The following is a 20,236-nucleotide window of genomic DNA, read 5'->3' on the forward strand; positions in this document are numbered from 1 at the left end:
AGTAACAAAAAGTTGGACAGTCGTTCAACAATCCGGCAGGATCGCAATCCTGGACGCGTGTCCAATTTAGTTAATTGAGGAAATGTAGTATGTCTCGGCAATGGTTAACGCTAATAGCGATTTTGCTGGTTTATCTTCCAGTGGCGATCGATGCCACGGTGCTGCACGTGGCGGCGCCAACGCTTAGCGTATCCTTGAGTACCAGCAGCAATGAGCTGCTGTGGATCATTGATATCTATTCATTAGTGATGGCCGGCATGGTGCTGCCGATGGGCGCGCTTGGCGACAAAATCGGCTTTAAGCGCCTGCTGCTGCTCGGCAGCGGAATTTTCGGCGTCGCATCGCTGGCGGCGGCCTTTTCCCCCAGCGCGATGGCGCTGATTGCCTCCCGGGCGCTGCTGGCCATCGGCGCCGCGATGATTGTCCCGGCGACGCTGGCCGGCATTCGTAACACCTTCGCCGAAGCCCGCCACCGCAATATGGCGTTGGGCCTGTGGGCGGCGATTGGCTCCGGCGGCGCGGCTTTCGGCCCGCTGGTGGGCGGAATGCTGCTGGAACATTTCTACTGGGGATCGGTATTCCTGCTCAACGTCCCCATCGTGCTGGTGGTCATGGCCTTCAGCGCGCGGATGGTGCCTTGCCAGCCCGCGCGACGCGAGCAGCCGCTGAATATGCTGCAGGCGTTGATGCTCATTACGGCGATCCTGATGCTGGTCTTTAGCGCCAAAACGGCGCTGAAAGGGCAGCTTGAGCTGTGGATCACCGGGCTGGTGGCCCTTGCCGGGGCGGGGATGCTGTTCTCCTTCGTGCGCCGGCAGCTCTCATCGGCGAGGCCGATGGTGGATATGCGCCTCTTCACGCACCGCATTATTTTAAGCGGCGTGATGATGGCGATGACGGCGCTGATTACGCTGGTGGGTTTCGAGCTGCTGATGGCGCAGGAGCTGCAGTTTGTGCACGGTAAAACGCCGTTTGAGGCCGGGCTGTTTATGCTGCCGCTGATGGTGGCAAGCGGATTTAGCGGGCCGATCGCCGGGATGATGGTCTCGCGTCTCGGCCTGCGCCAGGTGGCCACCGGCGGGATGCTGCTGAGCGCGTTCAGCTTCCTCGGGCTGTCGATGACCGACTTCAGCAGCCAGCCGTGGCTGGCGTGGGGGCTGATGACCCTGCTTGGCTTCAGCGTTGCCAGCGCGCTGCTGGCCTCCAGCTCAGCGATTATGGCCGCCGCGCCAAAAGAGAAGGCGGCCGCGGCGGGAGCGATTGAAACGATGGCCTACGAGCTCGGCGCCGGGCTGGGCATTGCGCTATTTGGCCTGATCCTGACCCGCAGCTACAGCTCGTCGATTGTGTTGCCGACCGGCGTCGACGGCGGCGCGGCGGAGCAGGCCGCATCCTCTATCAGCGAGGCGATAAAGCTGGCCCAGTCGATGCCCGCTATTCCGGCCCATGCGCTGGTTGAGGCGGCCAAAACGGCGTTTATCAGCGCCCACAGTATCGTCCTGGCGACCGCCGGCGTCCTGCTGCTGCTGCTGGCGGTAGGGATCTGGCGCAGCCTGGCGAAAGCGCCGCCGGTGAATGACGCCCTATAGCCGAAGAGAGAGCTCCTTTGCGGCCCGGCGCCTGTCGCGGCCGCAGGTACGCCAACGTTGAGCGCCTCCAGCGGGGAGGCTAGCGGCGGGTCGCGTACCAGCAGAGCAGGGAGCCGGCGCATACCATGCCGGCTCCCTGCCAGAACGACCACGAGAGGGACGCGCTCAGCAGCACCGCCGCCAGCGCGGATGAGAGCACCGGCGTAAAGTACGATGCCGCCGCCAGCAGGCTGACGTTGCCGTGCAGAATTCCCACGTTCCACGCGGCATAGGCCAGCCCCAGCGCCACCGCGACCATCACCAGCTTGATAACCACCGGCCAGCTAAAGACCATCGGCGGCTGCTCGCTGAACAGGAATTTCAGCCACAGGGTCAGGGCCGTTAATAATACAAACAGGGTGATGCCGTTTTTGCCCTTCGCATATTTGGCGGTCACCGTGCAATAGGCCGCCCAGATAAAGGCGCCGACGAACGCCAGAATATAGCTCAGGGGGCTGGAGACGACGTTGCTGATAATTTCATCGCTATTCAGGCCGTGCTCACCGCCTAATACCCAAACGACGCCAAACAGCGCAATAAATAAGCCGGGAATAACCAGCCAGGTGCTTTTCTGCTGATTAAAGAGAATGGCGAATAAAATCGTCAGGCTGGGCCACAGATAGTTGACCATACCCACTTCGATCGCCTGCTGGCGGGTGCCGGCAAAGCCCAGCGAAAGCGCGAGGCAGATTTCATAGCTGACAAACAGCAGGCTGCCGGCCAGTAAATAGCGGCGCGGGATCTGACGCAGCTGCGGGAAACCGACGGTAAACACCAGCAAAATACCGCTCAGGCTGTAGATCATTGCCGCACCGCCCACCGGGCCTAACCCTTCGCTCACTCCGCGGATCAAACCGACCATCGTGCTCCACAGCACAATAGCCACCAGTCCGGTTAATGTTGCCTTCTTCTTTTCCATCTTAAACCTGATGCCAATAGCAGTTCAGCTTGGATTTATAACACTTTTCTATTGCGCGAGGCCGATATTTTCATCAGCGGTTAATACTAAGGAGGTAATTAAACTCGCGAGGCCTGACTATTAAGAGGGCGAGCGTTTTCGACATTGATTTGACGCAATAAAAACAGGGTCATTGCTGTTAGTTTCCCCTCCGCAATGAACAAAATTCCTGCATGGAGAAAATCAATGGACGTCAGCCGCAGAAAGTTTTTCAAAATCTGCGCAGGCGGTATGGCCGGAACAACAGCTGCTGCCCTGGGTTTTGCACCCAAAATGGCGCTGGCTCAGGCGCGTAGCTATAAGCTATTGCGCGCCAAAGAGATCCGCAACACCTGCACATACTGCTCCGTGGGCTGCGGGCTATTAATGTATAGCCTGGGCGACGGCGCGAAGAACGCGAAAGAAGCGATTTATCATATCGAAGGGGACCCGGATCATCCGGTGAGCCGCGGCGCGCTGTGCCCGAAAGGGGCCGGTTTGCTGGACTACGTGCACAGCGAAAACCGCCTGCGCTACCCGGAATATCGCGCGCCGGGTTCCGACAGATGGCAGCGTATTTCGTGGGATGACGCCTTCGAGCGCATTGCCAAATTAATGAAAGCCGACCGTGACGCTAACTTTATTGAGAACAACGAACAGGGCGTAACGGTTAACCGCTGGCTTTCCACCGGGATGCTGTGCGCATCCGCGGCGAGTAATGAAACCGGCATGCTGACGCAGAAGTTTGTTCGCTCTCTCGGCATGCTGGCGGTAGACAACCAGGCGCGCGTCTGACACGGACCAACGGTAGCAAGTCTTGCTCCAACATTTGGTCGCGGTGCGATGACCAACCACTGGGTTGATATCAAAAACGCTAACGTCGTGATGGTGATGGGCGGCAACGCCGCAGAAGCGCATCCGGTGGGATTCCGCTGGGCGTTAGAAGCGAAGAACAACAACGACGCGACGCTTATCGTCGTCGATCCGCGCTTTACGCGTACGGCATCGGTGGCCGATATCTATGCGCCGATCCGCTCCGGCACCGACATCACTTTCCTGTCGGGGGTGCTGCTGTACCTGATTGAAAACAACAAAATTAACGCCGAATACGTGCAGCATTACACCAACGCTAACCTGCTGGTGTGCGATGATTTTGCCTTCGATGACGGCCTGTTCAGCGGCTATGACGCTGAAAAACGCCAGTACGATAAGTCCTCCTGGAACTACCAGTTTGATGAACACGGTTTTGCGAAACGCGATGAAACCCTGACCCACCCGCGCTGCGTCTGGAACCTGCTGAAACAGCACGTCTCCCGCTATACGCCGGACGTGGTGGAGAACATCTGCGGGACGCCGAAAGCGGACTTCCTCAAGGTGTGCGAAGTGCTGGCCTCCACCAGCGCGGCGGATCGCACCACCACCTTCCTCTACGCGCTGGGCTGGACGCAGCACACCGTCGGGGCGCAGAACATCCGCACTATGGCGATGATCCAGCTGCTGCTCGGCAATATGGGGATGGCGGGCGGCGGAGTGAACGCCCTGCGCGGACACTCCAATATCCAGGGGCTGACCGACCTCGGGCTGCTGTCGACCAGCCTGAGCGGCTATCTGACGCTGCCGTCGGAAAAGCAGACGGATCTGCAAAGCTACCTGCAGGCCAACACGCCAAAAGCGACGCTGGATGAGCAGGTGAACTACTGGGGTAACTATCCTAAGTTCTTCGTCAGCCTGATGAAATCCTTCTACGGCGACGCAGCGCGCCAGGAGAACGACTGGGGCTTTAACTGGTTACCGAAATGGGATCAGGCCTACGACGTCATCAAATACTTCAACATGATGGATAGCGGCAAAGTTAACGGCTACATCTGTCAGGGCTTTAACCCGGTGGCGTCCTTCCCGGACAAAAACAAGGTGGTGCGCAGCCTCAGCAAGCTGAAGTACATGGTGGTTATCGATCCGCTGGTGACCGAAACCTCCGTCTTCTGGCAGAACCACGGCGAGTCCAACGACGTCGACCCGGCGGCTATCCAGACGGAAGTCTTCCGCCTGCCGTCCACCTGCTTTGCCGAAGAAGATGGCTCCATCGCCAACTCCGGACGCTGGCTGCAGTGGCACTGGAAAGGCCAGGATGCGCCGGGCGAAGCGCGCAACGACGGCGAAATCCTCGCCGGTATCTACCACCGTCTGCGCGAAATGTACCGCGCCGAGGGCGGTAAGGGCGCCGAGCCGCTGCTGCAGATGGGCTGGAACTACAAACGGCCGGACCACCCGGAATCGGAAGAGGTGGCGAAAGAGAACAACGGCTACGCGCTGGCGGATCTCTATGACGCCAGCGGCGCGCTGGTGGCGAAAAAAGGCCAGCTGCTGGACAGCTTCGCGCTGCTGCGCGACGACGGCTCAACCTCATCCTCCTGCTGGATTTATACCGGCAGCTGGACCGAGCAGGGCAACCAGATGGCCAACCGCGACAACGCGGACCCGTCGGGCCTTGGCAACACGCTGGGCTGGGCGTGGGCGTGGCCGCTAAACCGCCGCGTGCTCTATAACCGCGCGTCGGCGGATATCAACGGCAGGCCGTGGGATGCGAAACGGATGCTGATCCAGTGGAACGGCGCTAAGTGGGTCGGTAACGACATTCCGGACTTCAACACCGCGCCGCCGGGGAGCAAAACCGGTCCGTTTATCATGCAGCAGGAGGGCCTCGGCCGTCTGTTTGCGCTGGATAAGCTGGCGGAAGGTCCGTTTCCCGAGCACTACGAGCCGATGGAGACGCCGCTGGGAACCAACCCGCTGCACCCGAACGTTATCTCCAGTCCGGTGGTGCGTCTGTACGAAGAGGATGCCGTGCGTTTAGGTAAGAAAGATAGGTTCCCGTACGTCGGCACGACCTATCGCCTGACCGAGCACTTCCACACCTGGACCAAGCACGCGCGGCTTAACGCCATCGCGCAGCCGGAACAGTTCGTCGAAATCAGCGAGGGGCTGGCGAAAGCCAAGGGGATTGCCAACGGCGATCGCGTGACGGTCAGCAGCATGCGCGGCTTTATTCGCGCGGTGGCGGTGGTGACCCGCCGCCTGCGGACCCTCAACGTCAACGGCCAGCAGGTGGAAACCGTCGGAATTCCGCTGCACTGGGGCTTTGAAGGGGTGGCCCGTAAGGGCTACATCGCCAATACCCTGACGCCGAACGTCGGCGATTCCAATTCGCAAACGCCGGAGTATAAGGCGTTTCTGGTCAACATCGAGAAAGCGTAAGGGGCGATTCAATGGCGATGGAAACACAGGACATTATTAAACGCTCCGCGACTAACCCTATGACTCCCGCGCCCCGCGCGCGGGACTTTAAGGCGGAAGTCGCCAAGCTTATCGATGTTTCATCCTGCGTGGGCTGTAAGGCCTGCCAGGTGGCCTGTTCCGAGTGGAATGATATCCGCGATGAAGTGGGGCACTGCGTCGGGGTTTACGATAACCCGGCGGATCTCAGCGCCAAATCCTGGACGGTGATGCGCTTTAGCGAAACCGAACAGAACGGCAGGCTGGAGTGGCTGATCCGTAAAGACGGCTGCATGCACTGCGAAGATCCGGGCTGCCTGAAGGCCTGCCCCTCCGCCGGGGCGATTATTCAGTACGCTAACGGCATCGTCGACTTCCAGCAGGAAAACTGTATCGGCTGCGGCTACTGCATCGCCGGGTGTCCGTTTAACGTCCCGCGCCTCAATAAAGAGGATAACCGGGTCTATAAATGCACGCTGTGCGTTGACCGCGTTAGCGTCGGTCAGGAACCGGCGTGCGTGAAAACCTGTCCGACCGGGGCGATTCATTTCGGCAGCAAGAAAGAGATGCTGGAGGTGGCGCAGGAGCGGGTCAACAAGCTGAAGGCGCGCGGCTATCCGCACGCCGGGGTGTACAACCCGCCGGGCGTTGGCGGCACGCACGTGATGTACGTGCTGCATCACGCCGACCAGCCGGAGCTGTACCACAAGCTGCCGAACGACCCGACAATCGATACCAGCATCAATCTGTGGAAAGGGGCGCTGAAGCCGCTCTCGGCGCTGGGCTTTGTCGCCACCTTTGCCGGGCTGATTTATCACTACATCGGGATCGGGCCGAACAAGGAAGTGGATGACGATGAGGAGCAACATGATGAGTAATTCGAAGATGATTGTGCGCACGAAGTTTATCGACCGCGCCTGTCACTGGACGGTGGTTATCTGCTTCTTTCTGGTTTCACTCTCCGGGATCGCGTTCTTCTTTCCGACCCTGCAGTGGCTGACGGAAACCTTCGGTACGCCGCAGATGGGACGCATCCTGCATCCCTTCTTCGGGGTGGTGATTTTTATCGCCCTGATGTTTATGTTCGTCCGTTTTGTGCACCACAACATCCCCGACAGGCAGGATATTCCGTGGCTGAAGGGGATTGTTGAGGTGCTGAAAGGCAACGAGCACAAGGTGGCGCGGGTTGGGAAATATAACGCCGGGCAGAAGATGATGTTCTGGACCATTATGAGCATGATTTTTGTGCTGCTGGTGAGCGGGGTGATTATCTGGCGGCCGTACTTTGCCCACTATTTCCCGATTCAGGTCATTCGCTACGGCCTGCTGATCCACGCGGCGTCGGCGATTGTGCTGATCCACGCCATCCTGATCCATATGTATATGGCGTTCTGGGTGAAAGGGTCGATTAAGGGCATGGTTGAAGGCAAGGTGAGCCGCCGTTGGGCGAAAAAGCACCATCCGCGCTGGTACCGCGATGTCGAACGTCTGGAAGCGAAGAAAGAGAGTTCGCAGGGGATAAAATAGGCCTGCCGCTGAATTGTGGATGGCGCGACCGATGTCGCGCCATTTTTTTAGCCTTTGCCGCGCATGACCTCCAGACCCACGCGCTGGCCGTAAGAGAGCTCGAGGGTATTGCCATCCGGGTCGGCGAAGAATACGTAGTAGCCCACCGGCTCGCCGAGCTGTTCAGGCTCGCTGCGCAGCACTCCCTCCCGACGCGCCATCGCGGTTTTTTCATCGATCTCCTGCCGCGTCGCGCACGCGACCCCGAGATGACCGAACGGCCCAAGCGGGGTATCGGTGTGGCTATCCGTCTGCACCAGCACCAGCGCGAACGGGCGGGTGCGGTCGCTCAGCCAGGCCACGTGGCGGGCGGAAGGCAGATCGGGCGAACGCCGGTGGATCTCCTGCATCGCGGTGTAGCGGCTATAAAAATCGATACTCTTTTGCAGATCGCGAACCATAAAGGCTACGTGGGTAAAACCGCTGTCAACTTCCTGCATAGCGCTGCTCCTGATTGGTCGTTTTGCTCTGCCGACAACGGTAATACCTCAGGTTAACCTGAGGTAAAGAGCGGATTGTGCCATCTGTGCCCGCCATTACGGGTAGCGGTGGTGAGGCTCCCGCCGCTGCGGGAGCTGCTAGAAGTGTTCCTTGATAAAACGGAAGGGGTATTCGATGGATTTGGCCTTGCCCGTTTTGCGTTTGGGCAATTTAACCGGCTCAATATGCGGGTTCTTGTAGGGGATCTGCGCCAGCAGGTGGGTAATGATATTCAGGCGAACGCGCTTCTTCTCCTCCGAGCGGGCGACAAACCACGGCGCCCAGGCGGTATCGGTGGCGGCGAACATCGCGTCCCGGGCGGCGGTGTAGTCGTCCCAGCGGTTAAACGACTTGATGTCCATTGGCGACAGTTTCCAGATTTTGCGCCCGTCGTTGATGCGGTCGCGCAGGCGACGCTCCTGTTCCTCCGGGGTAACTTCAAGCCAGTATTTCAGCAAAATGATCCCCGATTCCACCATGGCCCGTTCGACCATCGGCGCGCCTTCGAGGAATTTGTCGGTCTGTTCGGGGGTACAAAAGCCCATCACCCGCTCGACGCCGGCGCGGTTGTACCAGCTGCGGTCGAAGATCGCTATCTCTCCGGCGGCGGGTAAAAAGGGAATATAGCGCTGATAGTAGAGCTGGCTCTTCTCGCGCTCGGTGGGCGCCGGCAGGGCGACAACCCGAAACACGCGCGGGCTGACCCGCTCGGTGATGGCTTTGATGGTGCCGCCTTTCCCGGCGCCATCCCGACCTTCAAACACGATACAGACCTTCAGCCCCTGGCTGACGACCCACAGCTGCAGCTTGACCAGCTCAACGTGCAGCTTGCGCAGCGCTTTTTCATACTCTTTATCGCTGAGCGGCTCGGTTTTACCGACGCGATCGATGGCTTTGCTTTTTTTCTTGTTTCCCATGAGCTCTTCTCCGTCGTCTATCGCGCCAGGGTGAGCGCTTTACTATGAAGTGTAATAACCGCGCCAGCGGCTGGCGGAAAATATTAATCGCCGCGCGGGGCGTTAATTAAGCAACGGAGGAGATATTCATGCAGCTATCGCGCCGTTATATGGATAAAAATGTCACTTTACGTTTTTGGCTGGCCTGCCGCCGTCGAATGGTCAATAATGCCGACCGAAAGTAAAAACAAAGGGTTATACCGCCAGGGATTGACCTGTTTGCCACGTTGCCCGGCCTGCCGTCTCGCCCGCCTGGGGCCTGGGCAAGCCTGTATTATTTAAGGTTCAGAAGTATGAAAAAAACTATTTTTTCGTTAGCGCTTGGCACCTTTGGTCTGGGTATGGCGGAATTTGGCATTATGGGCGTACTGCCGGAAGTGGCCCACGACGTGGGAATATCGATCCCCGTCGCCGGAAATATGATCTCTTATTACGCCTGCGGGGTGGTGATTGGCGCGCCGGTGATGGCGCTGGTCTCAAGCCGCTTTTCGTTAAAATCGATCATGCTATTTCTGGTCGCGCTCAGCGTTATCGGTAATGCCGTTTTTGCCTTTTCTTCGAGCTATTCCATGCTGGCGGTCGGCCGGCTGGTCTCCGGTTTTCCCCACGGCGCTTTTTTTGGCGTTGGCGCGATTATCCTGTCGAAAATTGCCCCGCCGGGAAAAGTCACCGCGGCGGTCGCCGGAATGATAGGCGGGATGACGGTAGCGAATCTCATTGGCGTGCCTGCCGGCACCTGGATCGGCCACCAGTTTAGCTGGCGCGACACTTTCCTGGCTCTGTCTATATTTAACGTCGCGGTATTTCTGTCTATTATCCGCTGGGTGCCGACGCTATTTGATAAATCCGCGACGCGATTACGCGAACAGTTTTACTTTTTAAAATCCCCCGCGCCGTGGCTGATATTTGCCGCCACGCTGTTTGGCAACGCCGGCGTATTTGCGTGGTTCAGCTATATCAAGCCGTTTATGATTAACGTTGCCGGTTTTTCCGAAGGCGCGATCATCTTTATTATGATGCTGGTTGGCCTGGGGATGGTGCTGGGCAACGTGCTCAGCGGCAAAATTTCCTCCCGCTTTAGCCCCTTGCGTATTGCCGCCGCCACTGACGGCACGATCGCCGTGGTGCTGCTGCTGATGTTTATCTTCGGCGATCGTCCACCGGCGGCGCTGCTGCTGGCCTTTATCTGCTGTACCGGTCTGTTTGCGCTGGCGGCGCCGCTGCAAATCCTGTTGCTGCAAAACGCCCGCGGCGGGGAGATGCTGGGGGCGGCGGGGGGACAGATTGCGTTTAACCTCGGCAGCGCGATTGGCGCCCTGTGCGGCGGAATGATGCTGACGTTGGGCTTTGGCTGGAGCTCGGTTGCGCTGCCGGCCGCCGGGCTCTCCTTCCTGGCCATGAGTTCGCTGCTGATTTACGCCCGCTATCAGCGCAGCCTTCGCTAGCCGCTGCGCGCCATTCTTATCGCGGCGCGCAGGGCCGATGACTCAATCCGCAAACGGCTCGCCGAGGGTCAGCATCAGGCGATTTGCCCAGGCGAAAAATGCGGCGGATTGCAGCAGGTCGAGCTGGGCGAGGGTATCGAGCCCCTGGCGTTCAACGGCGGCCAGATGACCGGGGCCGAGCGCCGACGGGGTGACCGAGATCGCCGCGGCAAAATCAATTTCCGCCTGCCAGCGCGCCGACTGACCGTCGCTGAGATTATCGCCCGGCGTTACCGCCAGCAGCGTTTCCACCGCCGTCTCCTCTTTTGCCAGCTGGGCCGCCTTGCGGGCGTGCACCGACGCGCAATAAATACAGCCGTTAACTTTGCTGGCCACCGTAGCCGCCAGCTCCCTTTCGGCGCGCGGTAGCCCGCCCGGCGTGTAGAAGATGCCCTTGTCGGTTAGCGTGCGCTGCTCCAGCAGCGGCTGGTTGCGGGCCAGCAGGCGAAAGTAGGGCGAGTCGCTGTGGCCATATTTCGCCAGAATACCCTGTTCGGCTGCGCTGAATTCGTCCAGCGGTTTGGCGGCGATCCACGGTTCCCAGCTCAGCTCGTCGCGGGTGAAGTGCACCGGCGCACGCTTACCGCTGACCGTCTGCGGCGCGGTATGCCAGAAGCCGGCAACCACCGGCGTCTCCGCGCTGACCACCGGCTTACCGTTTAGCAGCCGCAGCCCGGCGATCAGCCGGCTCTGGAAGCTCACAAAGGCGATCAGCTGGGCGAGGGTGACCACCGCCCGCAGGCTCCAGCCGGCGTGAGTTAACGTCTGCAGCGCCGCTGGCGTGGCCTCAATCGGGGTAAAGGTCAGCAGGCGGGCAAACCCCAGCGCGGGGATCAGCCGCGGCGAGGTCGGGTCGGCAAGACCAAATCCGGCGTAGTGGGCGGCGAGGGCGTCGGCCTGGTGCAGCTTGGCCACCTTCGCCGCGACCGCAAAGCGCTCGTTCAGGGGGAAATCCTCCTCCTCCTGGCCGAACAGCGTTTCATAGCTGCCCTGGGCATGGCGGGTGGCTGCATCGCGCACGGCTCGGGCCTCGGCCAATGCGGAATCCGGGGCAATATCGGCCAGCTCAGCCAAAATATCCTGACTCAGTGTCATGGTGACTCCTTACTGTAGTTGCGGGGCAATATGCTGAGCGATCAGCTCAATGGAACGCAGCGTGTCGCGATGCGAAGGTTCAACGGAGTGGACCTGGAACGAAATATCGGTCACCCGCGCCAGCACGCTATCCTGCGCCAGCGAAGCTTTCACCTGTTCGACATCGCCGACGTGGGCATCCAGCTGAGAGAGATAATCTGTGACGGTGTCACCAACAAGCTGATGTCCGGCAGCGCGGTGCGCCGCTGCCTGACGACGCAGGCCCGGCTCCGCCACCTGCAGGGCGTACTGCCGGCTGTCTGCAACAAACGCGGTGCGTGAGGCGAGGATCCTCGGTGCGACCCCCGCCGGGAGCGCGCTGAGGTAGGCGTCGATAATCGGATTCTGGATGGCGTCCAGCGGCAGCTGCGGCTGACCGACGGGGCGCGGCTGGGTGCGGGAGAGCATCAGTCCGTGCCCGGCCTGGCCCGCGCGGATCGCCCCTTCGGCGGAGAACGTGGCAATCCATATGCGCTCGGCGAGCTGCGGCGCCGGCGGGTAGAGATGGTTATCCGGATGGGCCAGCGAATCGCCGCGCCAGGCGCTGTGGATCAGATGCAGGTGTTCGGCGAAGACCTCTCCCCGCCGTTCGCTGGTGAGGCCAAAGGGTAAAAACGAGGTCGGCGTGCCGCCCGAACCAAAGCCCACTTCCAGCCGCCCGTCCGCTAACAGATCCAGCACCGCCGCGTCTTCGGCAACGCGCAGCGGATTTTCCATCGGCAGGGTAATGATGGCGGTGCCAAGGCGAATACGCTCGGTATGCGCGGCGGCATGGGCGAGAAACACCAGCGGTGACGGCAGGCCGCCCTCATGCTCATGGAAATGGTGCTGCGCAATCCACGCGCTATCGAAGCCGAGACGTTCGGCGTGGCGGATCTGTTCGGTCGCCAGGCGGTAGCGCTCCTTTGGCGCCGCGTCGTCCAGCAGACGGGTGAAAAAGCCCAGACGTTTACGCGTCATGCAACCTCCTTGCTTGAGGTGGAAAAGTGGGGAATAGCGGCGATAAGCTCGCGGGTGTAATCGTGCTGCGGCGCGGCGAACAGACGGTTAACCTCACCGTGTTCGACAACCTGTCCGGCGCGCAGGACCGTCACGCTGTGGGCGATGCGGCGCACCGTGGCCAGATCGTGGGTAATAAACAGATAGGTCAGCCCCAGCTGCTGCTGGAGCTGCTGCAGCAGGGCCAGAATTTGCGCCTGAACCGTGACGTCGAGCGCCGAGGTGGCTTCATCCAGCACCAGGATGGTCGGCTCCAGCACCAGCGCGCGGGCAATCGCCACCCGCTGGCGCTGGCCGCCGGAGAGCTCGCGGGCGGTTCGCGCCAGCAGCTCAGGGGCGAGGGCAACCCTGGCGGCAACCGCCTCGACGCGGGCGCGCCGCTGGGTCGGGCTGAGCCGGCCAAAGTTTTTCAGCGGCTCTTCGATAATTTCCAGCAGCGTCTGGCGCGGATCGAGCGAGGCGAACGGGTTTTGATAGACGAACTGAATTTTGCGCCGCAGCTGGCGCTGCGCTTCGCGGCTTAAATGTCCGGCATTGATGCCGTCAATGGCAATCTCGCCGCTATCGGCGCGCTCAAAACCGAGCAGGATCCTCGCGAGGGTGGTTTTCCCTGAACCGGATTCGCCGACCAGCGCGTGGGTGCTGCCGCGCCGCACCTCAAAGCTCACGCTATCCAGCGCCTGCAGATGCGAATGGCCCAGCGAAAAGCGCTTGCTGACGCCTTCGAGGCGGATGGCCGGCGTCGCCAGCCCGCGTCCGCCCGCCGGGGCGATAGTCAGGCTTTGCCCCTGCAGGTCGCTGAGCAGCTGGCGGGTGTAGGCGTGCTGCGGCGCGCGGATCACGTCGGCCGTAGCGCCGTGCTCCTGAATTTCGCCGTGGCGAAACACCAGCAGGCGGTCGGCGCGCTGCGCCGCCAGCGCCAGATCGTGGGTGACAAACAGCACCGCGGTGCCGGATTCCCGGCGCAGGGTATCGAGCAGGTCGAGAATGCGCTTTTGTACCGTGACGTCGAGGGCGCTGGTGGGCTCGTCGGCAATGATTAAATCGGGCTTCAGGGCGATGGCTATCGCGATCAGTACCCGCTGCTTCATGCCGCCGGAGAGCTGATGCGGGTACTGGTTAAAGCGCTGCTCGGGATGGCTCAGGCCGACTTTCTCCAGCAGCGCCAGCACCTGATTCTTGCGCTCGGCGGCGCTGTGCTTTTGATGCAGGCGGAGGATCTCCCCGACCTGGGCGCCGATGGTCTGCACCGGGTTCAGCGAGTTGCCCGGGTCCTGAGGCACCAGACTGATGCGCGCGCCGCGCAGGCTATCGAGCCGCTTTGCCGACCAGCCGCTGATATCCTCGGCGTTAATGATGACCCGCCCGCCGTCGCGGCGGGCGTTATCCGCCAGCAGGCCGATAATAGCCTGGGCGGTGGTGGTCTTGCCGGAGCCGGACTCGCCGACAAATGCCAGCATTTCGCCCCGCCTGACGCTAAAGCTGACGCCATGCACGACCTCGCGCCACTGCTGCCGGGAGCGGTAGCTGATGCGCAGGTTTTCGACGCTTAATACGTTCATGCGCGTTCTCCGCTGAATTGACGGCTGATGCGGTTGGCGGCGAGCACCACCGCAACGACCGCCACGCCGGGGAAGGTGGTCAGCCACCAGGCGGTTGAAAGATAGTTGCGCCCTTCGGCAATCAGCAGCCCCCATTCCGGGATGGGGGGCGGAGTGCCGTAGCCGAGGAAGCTCAGGGTGGAGAGCGCGAGGATCGCCTGGCCGAACTGCAGGGTGGCGAACGCCAGCACCGCGGTCAGCGAATTCGGCAAAATATGTCGCCAGAAGACGGCGAAGAAGGTCCCGCCGCTGCCGTAAGCCGCCTCGACATAATCGCTATGGCGCACGCGAACCACCTCCGCCCGCGCCAGGCGGGCAAAGCTGGCAATCGCGGCGACGCCAACGGCCACGGCGGTGTTGACGGTGCCGAAGCCGAGGATAATGATCACCGTAAGCGACAGCAGCAGCGAAGGGATCGCCAGCAGAACGTCAACCAGCCGCATCACCACCGACTCCACGCGTCCGGCGGCGGCCCCGGCAAGGGTACCGAGCGCGCTGCCGACGATCAGCCCGATGGCGACCGCCGCCAGCGCCGCGCTGAGGGAGTGCACGGCGCCGTAAACAATTCGCGCCCACAGGTCGCGCCCCAGCTGGTCGGTGCCGAGCCAGTGCCCGGCCTGAGGCGCCAGGCGCTGGGCGCCGGGTATCCCTTCCAGCGGATTCCAGGAGGTAAAAAGCTGCGGCGCGACGGCCAGCAGCGCGGCGGTAACGATGACCGCCCAGGCCAGCCATAGCCCCGGCTGCAGGCGCAGGCTGCGCCGGCTAAACGTCCGGCGGCGGGCGGCGATGGCGTAATCGACCAGACTCATGCAGCACCTCCGGCAAGCGGTTTCAAACGAGGGTCAAACAGCGGCATCAGCAGATCGACCAGCAGGTTAATCAGCACGAAGCCAAGGGCCGAGATCATCACCACCGCCTGCAGCACGGCGATATCCTGATTATTCACCGCCTGCTGGGTTAGCTGCCCGAGCCCGCCGCGGCCAAACACGGTTTCGGTAATGAGCGCGCCGGCGATCAGTTCGCCAAGCAGCAGGCCGGCGATGTTCAGTACCGGCAGCAGGGCGTTACCGATGACGTGTCGCCACAGCACGCCGGTTTCGCTCATTCCTTTGGCCCGGGCGACGGCGACGAACGGCAGCGCGGCAACCTGGTCCATACTACGCAGCAGAATCTGCGCCAGCGGCGCGGAGATGGGCACCGCCACGGCAATAATCGGCAGAATCAGCCCCTGTAGCGGGCTGGGGTTGATCACCGGGATCCAGCGCAGCTGGAAGGAGAACAGCTGAATCAGGGCGATGCCGAGCCAGAAGGTGGGCAGGGAGATAAACAGCACCGGCAGCGATTGCAGGGCGTTGCTCAGCCAGCGTAACCCCGGCAGCCGCGCGGCGAAGGCGAGGGTAAACGCCAGCGCGATCGCCGCGATAAAGGCCGGAAACGCGAGGCTCAGGGTTTGCGGAAGATTGCTGGCGAGCAGCGCGTTGACCGCGATCCCCGCCTGCAGCGAGTAGCCAAAATCTCCGCGCAGCATCGCCAGCAGGCTGTGCACATACTGTCGCCACAGCGGGCTATCGGCGCCGTAGGCGAGGCGCATTTCGGCAATTTGCGCCGGGCTGAGGCCAAGATCCGGATTCTGGAACTTGATCAGCACCGCATCGCCCGGCAGAACCTGCAGCAGCACGAAGGAGAGGGTAAACGCCGCCCACAGCACCAGTAAACCCTGGCCCAGCCGGCTTAGAAGATAGCGGCTCATCGTCGGCTCCTTAATGCTTTTCGAGCCACGCGCCGTAGAACGACGGGCGGCCAACCGCTTCAAAACTGACGCCTTTCACCCATTTCGCCCCGGCAAACACCTGCGGCTCTTCAAAGATCGGGATCACGTAGGCGTTATCCAGCAGATAGCGCTGGGCGTCGCCGGTGAGCTGCAGGCGCTTCTGCGCATCAACTTCGGCAGAAATGGCGGTGAGCAGGGCGTTGAGCTTATCGTCGCGGAAGCTCTGCACCTTGTCGCTGGAGCCGCCTTTTTGCAGCAGAGCATCGCGGTTGCCCGGGAAGAACATGCTTTTCACCACGTCCGGGTCGGCGCGACCGACCTCGGAAACGGTGAGCGGCGTTTTCAGCGGATCGAGGTTATCGAGGGTCCGGCTGCCGGCGTCTCCGGCCTTGACGCTGAGCGCCACGCCGACCTGCCGCCACTGTTGAGCAACCAGCTGCAGCACCTCTTTATTTTGCGGCTGCGGCAGCGATTCATAGACCGTTAGCGCCAGCCGCTGGCCATCTTTGGCCCGAATACCGTCGGCGGCCGTTTTCCAGCCCGCTTCGTCCAGCAGGGCGTTGGCCTTCGCCGGGTCGAAGGTTAGCCTGTCGCTGAGGTTGACATAACCCGCCGCCGAGCTGGCGATGGCCGACGTGGCCTGCGGGTAGTTGGCGGAAAACAGCGTTTCGACGACCTGCTTCGCGTTAGTGGCATGCAGCAGCGCCTGGCGAACGCGCAGATCGGAAACCAGCGGGTTATCCGGACGGAAGCTCAGGCTATCGTTCACTCCGCGAGTCGGCGCGGCGTAGATCGTAAAGCCCTGGTCGGTGGCCTGCTTTTCGTCGTAGGCCTGAACCTGGCGGATAAAGTCGGCCTGGCCCGCCAGCAGCGCGCCGATGCGCACGCTATCTTCCGGGGTGACGATAAAGGTAATACCGTCGAGGTTCGCCGGCCCCTGCTGCGGCAGGTTTTTTGGCCCCCACCGGTAATCTTTGCGGGCAACCAGCGTCAGCTCGCGGCCCGGTTTTTCATCTTTAACGCTGAACGGGCCGGAGCCGATAATATTGCGCGCGTCGCCGAGCTCTTCGAAGTTGCGCTGCAGCGTGCTAAGCGACACCAGCCCGGAGCCGATGGTCGCCGTGCCCTGCAGGAAGCCAGGGGAGGGCTTTTTGAAATAGAACTTTACCGTCAGCGGGTCGATGACCTCGCTACGATCGTAGTTGTTTATCACCTCCGAGACCGGCAGGCGGTGGGCCTTATTCCCCAGCCCGTAGGTATCAAAGTTTTTGGCAACCGCGTTGGCGTCCAGCGGAGTGCCGTCGGAGAAGGTGACGCCGGGGCGTAGCCTGAACGTATATTCGGTTTTGTCGGCGTTAGTGCTCCAGCTCTCGGCAATCCACGGCTCGACCTCTAAGGTTTTGGGGTTCTGCCAGGTCAGCTTATCGGTGATCTGGTTGAGGATCCCGCCGTTAGGATAGAAGCCCCCGGCGGGCGGATAAAGGTTGGTATGCGGCTGCTGCTCAAGATAAATTAAGGTGCCGCCTTTAACCGGCGTATCGGCGGCCCAGGCTGAAAAGGCGCCTGATAAAAAAAGTGCTGCCAGCGCGGGCAGACGAAAACGGCTTTGCATGGTGAATTCCTTTGTTATCTATTGTGTTGTCATCATCCGGCGCGGTTATTGACAAAGGAACGAAGCATTTGCGCTAAGCATGTGCATAAAAAGCATTAATACCTGGGATAATTCAAACTGCGCCTGCGTTGACGGCAGTCACTTACTTAGGGAATTCTCTCCTGGCCGCCTTGGTGCCGGGTTAATTTTATTTTTTTTCGGCTGGCACTAATCTCATAATTTGATAAAAAGATTGAGATGATACTTAAGGTTGATAAATTAATGGCCGACAAATGAATGTCGCTAAACGGGAAAAGGGTAATGCTGAAATATTTACTGGGGCTGGCGGTGGTGTTATTGACCGGCTGCACCGCGGCGCCGAATTTACCGCCGACCGATACCATAACGAAAGTTAAGCCGATCTCGGCCGGTATTATTGCGGTGTCCAATAAATACACCTATCGGTTTTATCGGGACGGCGCCCCGCAGGAGTATCAGCGCTATAACACCTTCTACCAGCGTTTTAATAAAGTCGCCGCGGGCGTGCGGGTAAACTTTGCGGTTAAGCAACATGAGGTGGTGGCGGAATATCTGGTGGTGCTTGATAAACGTAAACTGGACGCAGCGCAGCAGACGATATTAACCAATGAATATAAAGCGACGGCGCTGGATAGTGAACATCTCGGCGTGTTGTTTAAAGCTTCCGGCTACTGGACGGCAGGGAATCCGAACGAGCTTGAAGAGTCCTGGCGACTCTCCAGCCCGGTGGTGGTGTCGATCAACGATCGGACGCAAACTCTTTCTACCCTCGGAACCATCGCGCTGATCCCGCTGGTGCCGCTATTTCCGCTGTACATGATGTACGGCTGCGCGACCGGGCCGTGCGTATAGCCTGAGCAGACGCCTCTCCCTGATTCGGAAGAGGCGCAAAGATCAGCGACGGAAGTCGATAACCATACGGCCGCGGATCTGCCCCTGTTCCATCTCTTTAAAGATGGCGTTGATATCGCCCAGCGGGCGCAGCGTCACTTTTGGCACCACTTTCCCTTCGGCGGCAAACTGGAAGGCCTCAATCAGATCCTGACGGGTACCCACCAGCGAACCCACCACTTCGATACCGTCCAGCACCAGACGCGGAATGTCGAGGCTCATGGCTTCCGGCGGCAGGCCAACGGCCACCACGCGGCCACCGGCGCGCACGGCGTCGACGGCAGAGTTGAACGCGGCCTTCGCGACGGCGGTCACCACGGCGGCATGGGCGCCGCCGGTCTTCTCCTGAATAACCTTCGCCGCGTCTTCGCTGCGGGAGTTGACGGTCAGGTCGGCGCCCATCTCTGCGGCCAGCTTCAGCTGCTCATCGTTGACGTCGATGGTGATAACTTTGGCATTGAAGACGTTTTTCGCATACTGCAGCGCCAGATTGCCCAGGCCGCCAAGGCCGTAAATCGCGATCCACTGGCCCGGCTTGACGTGGGAGACTTTCACCGCTTTGTAGGTCGTTACGCCGGCGCAGGTGATGCTGCTGGCGGCCGCGGAGTCGAGGCCATCCGGGACTTTTACCGCGTAGTTGGCGGTGACGATACACTCTTCCGCCATGCCGCCGTCAACGGTATAGCCGGCGTTTTTTACCGAGCGGCAGAGCGTTTCGTTGCCGCTGTTACAGTAATCACAGTGGCCGCAGCCTTCAAAGAACCATGCCACGCTGGCGCGATCGCCGGGTTTCAGTGAATTTACGCCGGGACCGACCTGCAGAACCACGCCGACGCCCTCATGCCCGAGGATAACGCCGGTTTTATCACCAAAATCGCCGTTTTTGACGTGCAGGTCGGTGTGGCAGACGCCACAGCAGTCCATTTTCAGCAGCGCTTCGCCATGTTGCAGGGGACGCAGCGTTTTTTCCGTTACATTGACCTGATGATCGTGAGTGACAACGGCAGCTCTCATGTTTTCTCCTTGATATTAGTGACAAATCACGTCGTGTTCTTTGTGAATAATACTCATTAAGGATTAACTATTGTGCCGTTAAATGCAATTTTTGTAGTGAAAAGTGTGGTTTAAATCAGGCGGTGTGGCTAAAAGGACGTTTTTTGCTCAATATTATAGCTGTTAATATTTATGCCATGAATCGGTCATATTCCTTTCATTGCTTACCGGCAGGCTGTTATTGGACAATTTCTTATAACAACAGAGTGATAACCCAATGCATCTGGTAAAAAACATCATCGCCGCAACGCTGCTCTTCTCCGCCGCCGCTCAGGCCGATAACGTGCTGGATTTCCCGCAGCCGGAAAACAATCCGGAGGAGTTTTACGCGGTCACCGAAATTCCCGCCGGCGGCATTATCAAATATGAAACTGACGCCAAAACCGGGTTTATCATCGCCGATCGTTTCCAGTCGATGCCGGTGGCTTATCCGGCCAACTACGGTTCGCTGACCCAGTCGCTGGCCGGTGATGGCGATCCGCTTGATGTGGTGTTCTATACCCGCGCGCCGATGGCGCCCGGAACCTTGATTAAGCTGCGGGCGATTGGCGTGCTGAAGATGATCGATGGCGGTGAGAAGGACGATAAAATCATCGCCGTGCCGGCCAGCAAAATTGATCCGACTTATGACGATATTAAAAGCATCAGCGATCTGCCGAAAATGGAGCAGGAGCGTCTGCAGGCCTTCTTCCGGGTTTATAAGCAGCTGCCGGATGGCCGTAAAAAGGTGGAGCTGAACGGCTTTAACGATGCCGAGACGGCGAAACAGGAAATTAAACAGGCATGGGATGCCTGGAAAGCGAAAAAGCCGCAGTAACCGGCTAAACGAAGCC

The 20,236-nt window shown here is 60.2% G+C and carries 17 protein-coding genes; 7 read left to right on the forward strand and 10 right to left on the reverse strand.

Going from position 1 to position 20,236, the window contains the following annotated elements:
- Positions 1-89: 89 nt before the first annotated feature.
- The gene (locus tag GO007_RS07665) at positions 90-1,589 is read left to right on the forward strand and encodes a SmvA family efflux MFS transporter (protein ID WP_095097666.1); all 1,500 of its coding nucleotides are present in this window, start codon (positions 90-92) and stop codon (positions 1,587-1,589) included.
- A gap of 79 nt (positions 1,590-1,668) precedes the next feature.
- On the opposite strand, the gene yddG is transcribed toward GO007_RS07665, so the two are convergent.
- Positions 1,669-2,547, reverse strand: a complete 879-nt coding sequence (yddG, locus tag GO007_RS07670; RefSeq protein WP_095097668.1) for an aromatic amino acid DMT transporter YddG — start codon at positions 2,545-2,547, stop codon at positions 1,669-1,671.
- A 225-nt stretch (positions 2,548-2,772) separates the two neighbouring features.
- On the opposite strand from yddG, the gene fdnG reads away from it, so the two are divergent.
- The 3 genes from fdnG to fdnI are packed head-to-tail and all read left to right on the forward strand — an operon-like array spanning position 2,773 to position 7,365.
- On the forward strand, positions 2,773-5,820 hold the full coding sequence (gene fdnG / locus GO007_RS07675) for a formate dehydrogenase-N subunit alpha (RefSeq protein WP_143350146.1): 3,048 nt from the start codon (positions 2,773-2,775) through the stop codon (positions 5,818-5,820).
- 11 nt (positions 5,821-5,831) lie between these two features.
- The gene (gene fdxH, locus GO007_RS07680) at positions 5,832-6,716 is read left to right on the forward strand and encodes a formate dehydrogenase subunit beta (RefSeq protein WP_095097675.1); all 885 of its coding nucleotides are present in this window, start codon (positions 5,832-5,834) and stop codon (positions 6,714-6,716) included.
- Positions 6,709-7,365, forward strand: coding sequence for a formate dehydrogenase-N subunit gamma (gene fdnI / locus GO007_RS07685; RefSeq protein WP_095097678.1), 657 nt, complete (start codon positions 6,709-6,711; stop codon positions 7,363-7,365). Before fdxH ends, fdnI begins: the two co-directional genes overlap by 8 nt.
- A 47-nt stretch (positions 7,366-7,412) precedes the next feature.
- On the opposite strand, the gene GO007_RS07690 is transcribed toward fdnI, so the two are convergent.
- Together GO007_RS07690 and ppk2 are read right to left on the reverse strand one after the other, a co-directional pair.
- Entirely contained in the window at positions 7,413-7,844 is a 432-nt protein-coding gene (locus GO007_RS07690; RefSeq protein ID WP_095097681.1) for a VOC family protein, read from the reverse strand.
- Positions 7,845-7,982: 138 nt separating this feature from the next.
- The gene (gene ppk2 / locus GO007_RS07695) at positions 7,983-8,801 is read right to left on the reverse strand and encodes a polyphosphate kinase 2 (protein WP_095097684.1); all 819 of its coding nucleotides are present in this window, start codon (positions 8,799-8,801) and stop codon (positions 7,983-7,985) included.
- 332 nt (positions 8,802-9,133) lie between these two features.
- On the opposite strand from ppk2, the gene araJ reads away from it, so the two are divergent.
- The gene (gene araJ / locus GO007_RS07700; protein ID WP_095097687.1) at positions 9,134-10,285 is read left to right on the forward strand and encodes an MFS transporter AraJ; all 1,152 of its coding nucleotides are present in this window, start codon (positions 9,134-9,136) and stop codon (positions 10,283-10,285) included.
- 42 nt (positions 10,286-10,327) lie between these two features.
- Here the strand turns inward: araJ and GO007_RS07705 are convergent, their stop codons facing one another.
- Genes GO007_RS07705 through GO007_RS07730 form a run of 6 tightly spaced genes read right to left on the reverse strand, consistent with a single transcriptional unit; the run spans position 10,328 to position 17,441 of the window.
- Positions 10,328-11,419, reverse strand: coding sequence for an alkylhydroperoxidase domain protein (locus GO007_RS07705; protein ID WP_095097690.1), 1,092 nt, complete (start codon positions 11,417-11,419; stop codon positions 10,328-10,330).
- Between the two features lie 9 nt (positions 11,420-11,428).
- The gene (locus GO007_RS07710) at positions 11,429-12,418 is read right to left on the reverse strand and encodes a putative FMN-dependent luciferase-like monooxygenase (RefSeq protein ID WP_095097693.1); all 990 of its coding nucleotides are present in this window, start codon (positions 12,416-12,418) and stop codon (positions 11,429-11,431) included.
- The gene (locus GO007_RS07715; RefSeq protein WP_095097696.1) at positions 12,415-14,019 is read right to left on the reverse strand and encodes a dipeptide ABC transporter ATP-binding protein; all 1,605 of its coding nucleotides are present in this window, start codon (positions 14,017-14,019) and stop codon (positions 12,415-12,417) included. The genes GO007_RS07710 and GO007_RS07715 overlap by 4 nt, the downstream gene beginning before the upstream one ends.
- Positions 14,016-14,867 carry an ABC transporter permease gene (locus GO007_RS07720; RefSeq protein ID WP_095097699.1) on the reverse strand — a complete coding sequence of 284 codons (852 nt, stop codon included), beginning with the start codon at positions 14,865-14,867 and terminating at the stop codon, positions 14,016-14,018. Before GO007_RS07720 ends, GO007_RS07715 begins: the two co-directional genes overlap by 4 nt.
- Positions 14,864-15,808 carry an ABC transporter permease gene (locus tag GO007_RS07725; protein ID WP_095097702.1) on the reverse strand — a complete coding sequence of 315 codons (945 nt, stop codon included), beginning with the start codon at positions 15,806-15,808 and terminating at the stop codon, positions 14,864-14,866. Before GO007_RS07725 ends, GO007_RS07720 begins: the two co-directional genes overlap by 4 nt.
- A gap of 10 nt (positions 15,809-15,818) precedes the next feature.
- Entirely contained in the window at positions 15,819-17,441 is a 1,623-nt protein-coding gene (locus GO007_RS07730; protein ID WP_095097705.1) for a TIGR04028 family ABC transporter substrate-binding protein, read from the reverse strand.
- Positions 17,442-17,741: 300 nt separating this feature from the next.
- Here GO007_RS07730 and GO007_RS07735 point away from each other — a divergent pair, with 300 nt between their 5' ends.
- Entirely contained in the window at positions 17,742-18,311 is a 570-nt protein-coding gene (locus GO007_RS07735; RefSeq protein WP_095097708.1) for a hypothetical protein, read from the forward strand.
- Between the two features lie 42 nt (positions 18,312-18,353).
- Here the strand turns inward: GO007_RS07735 and adhP are convergent, their stop codons facing one another.
- Positions 18,354-19,364 carry an alcohol dehydrogenase AdhP gene (adhP, locus tag GO007_RS07740; RefSeq protein WP_095097711.1) on the reverse strand — a complete coding sequence of 337 codons (1,011 nt, stop codon included), beginning with the start codon at positions 19,362-19,364 and terminating at the stop codon, positions 18,354-18,356.
- Between the two features lie 256 nt (positions 19,365-19,620).
- Between adhP and GO007_RS07745 the strand changes: the two genes are divergently transcribed.
- The gene (locus tag GO007_RS07745; protein WP_095097714.1) at positions 19,621-20,220 is read left to right on the forward strand and encodes an inorganic diphosphatase; all 600 of its coding nucleotides are present in this window, start codon (positions 19,621-19,623) and stop codon (positions 20,218-20,220) included.
- Positions 20,221-20,236: the final 16 nt, after the last annotated feature.

Source organism: Klebsiella sp. 10-1, from assembly GCF_009758445.1.
Lineage (GTDB): Bacteria > Pseudomonadota > Gammaproteobacteria > Enterobacterales > Enterobacteriaceae > Klebsiella > Klebsiella scottii.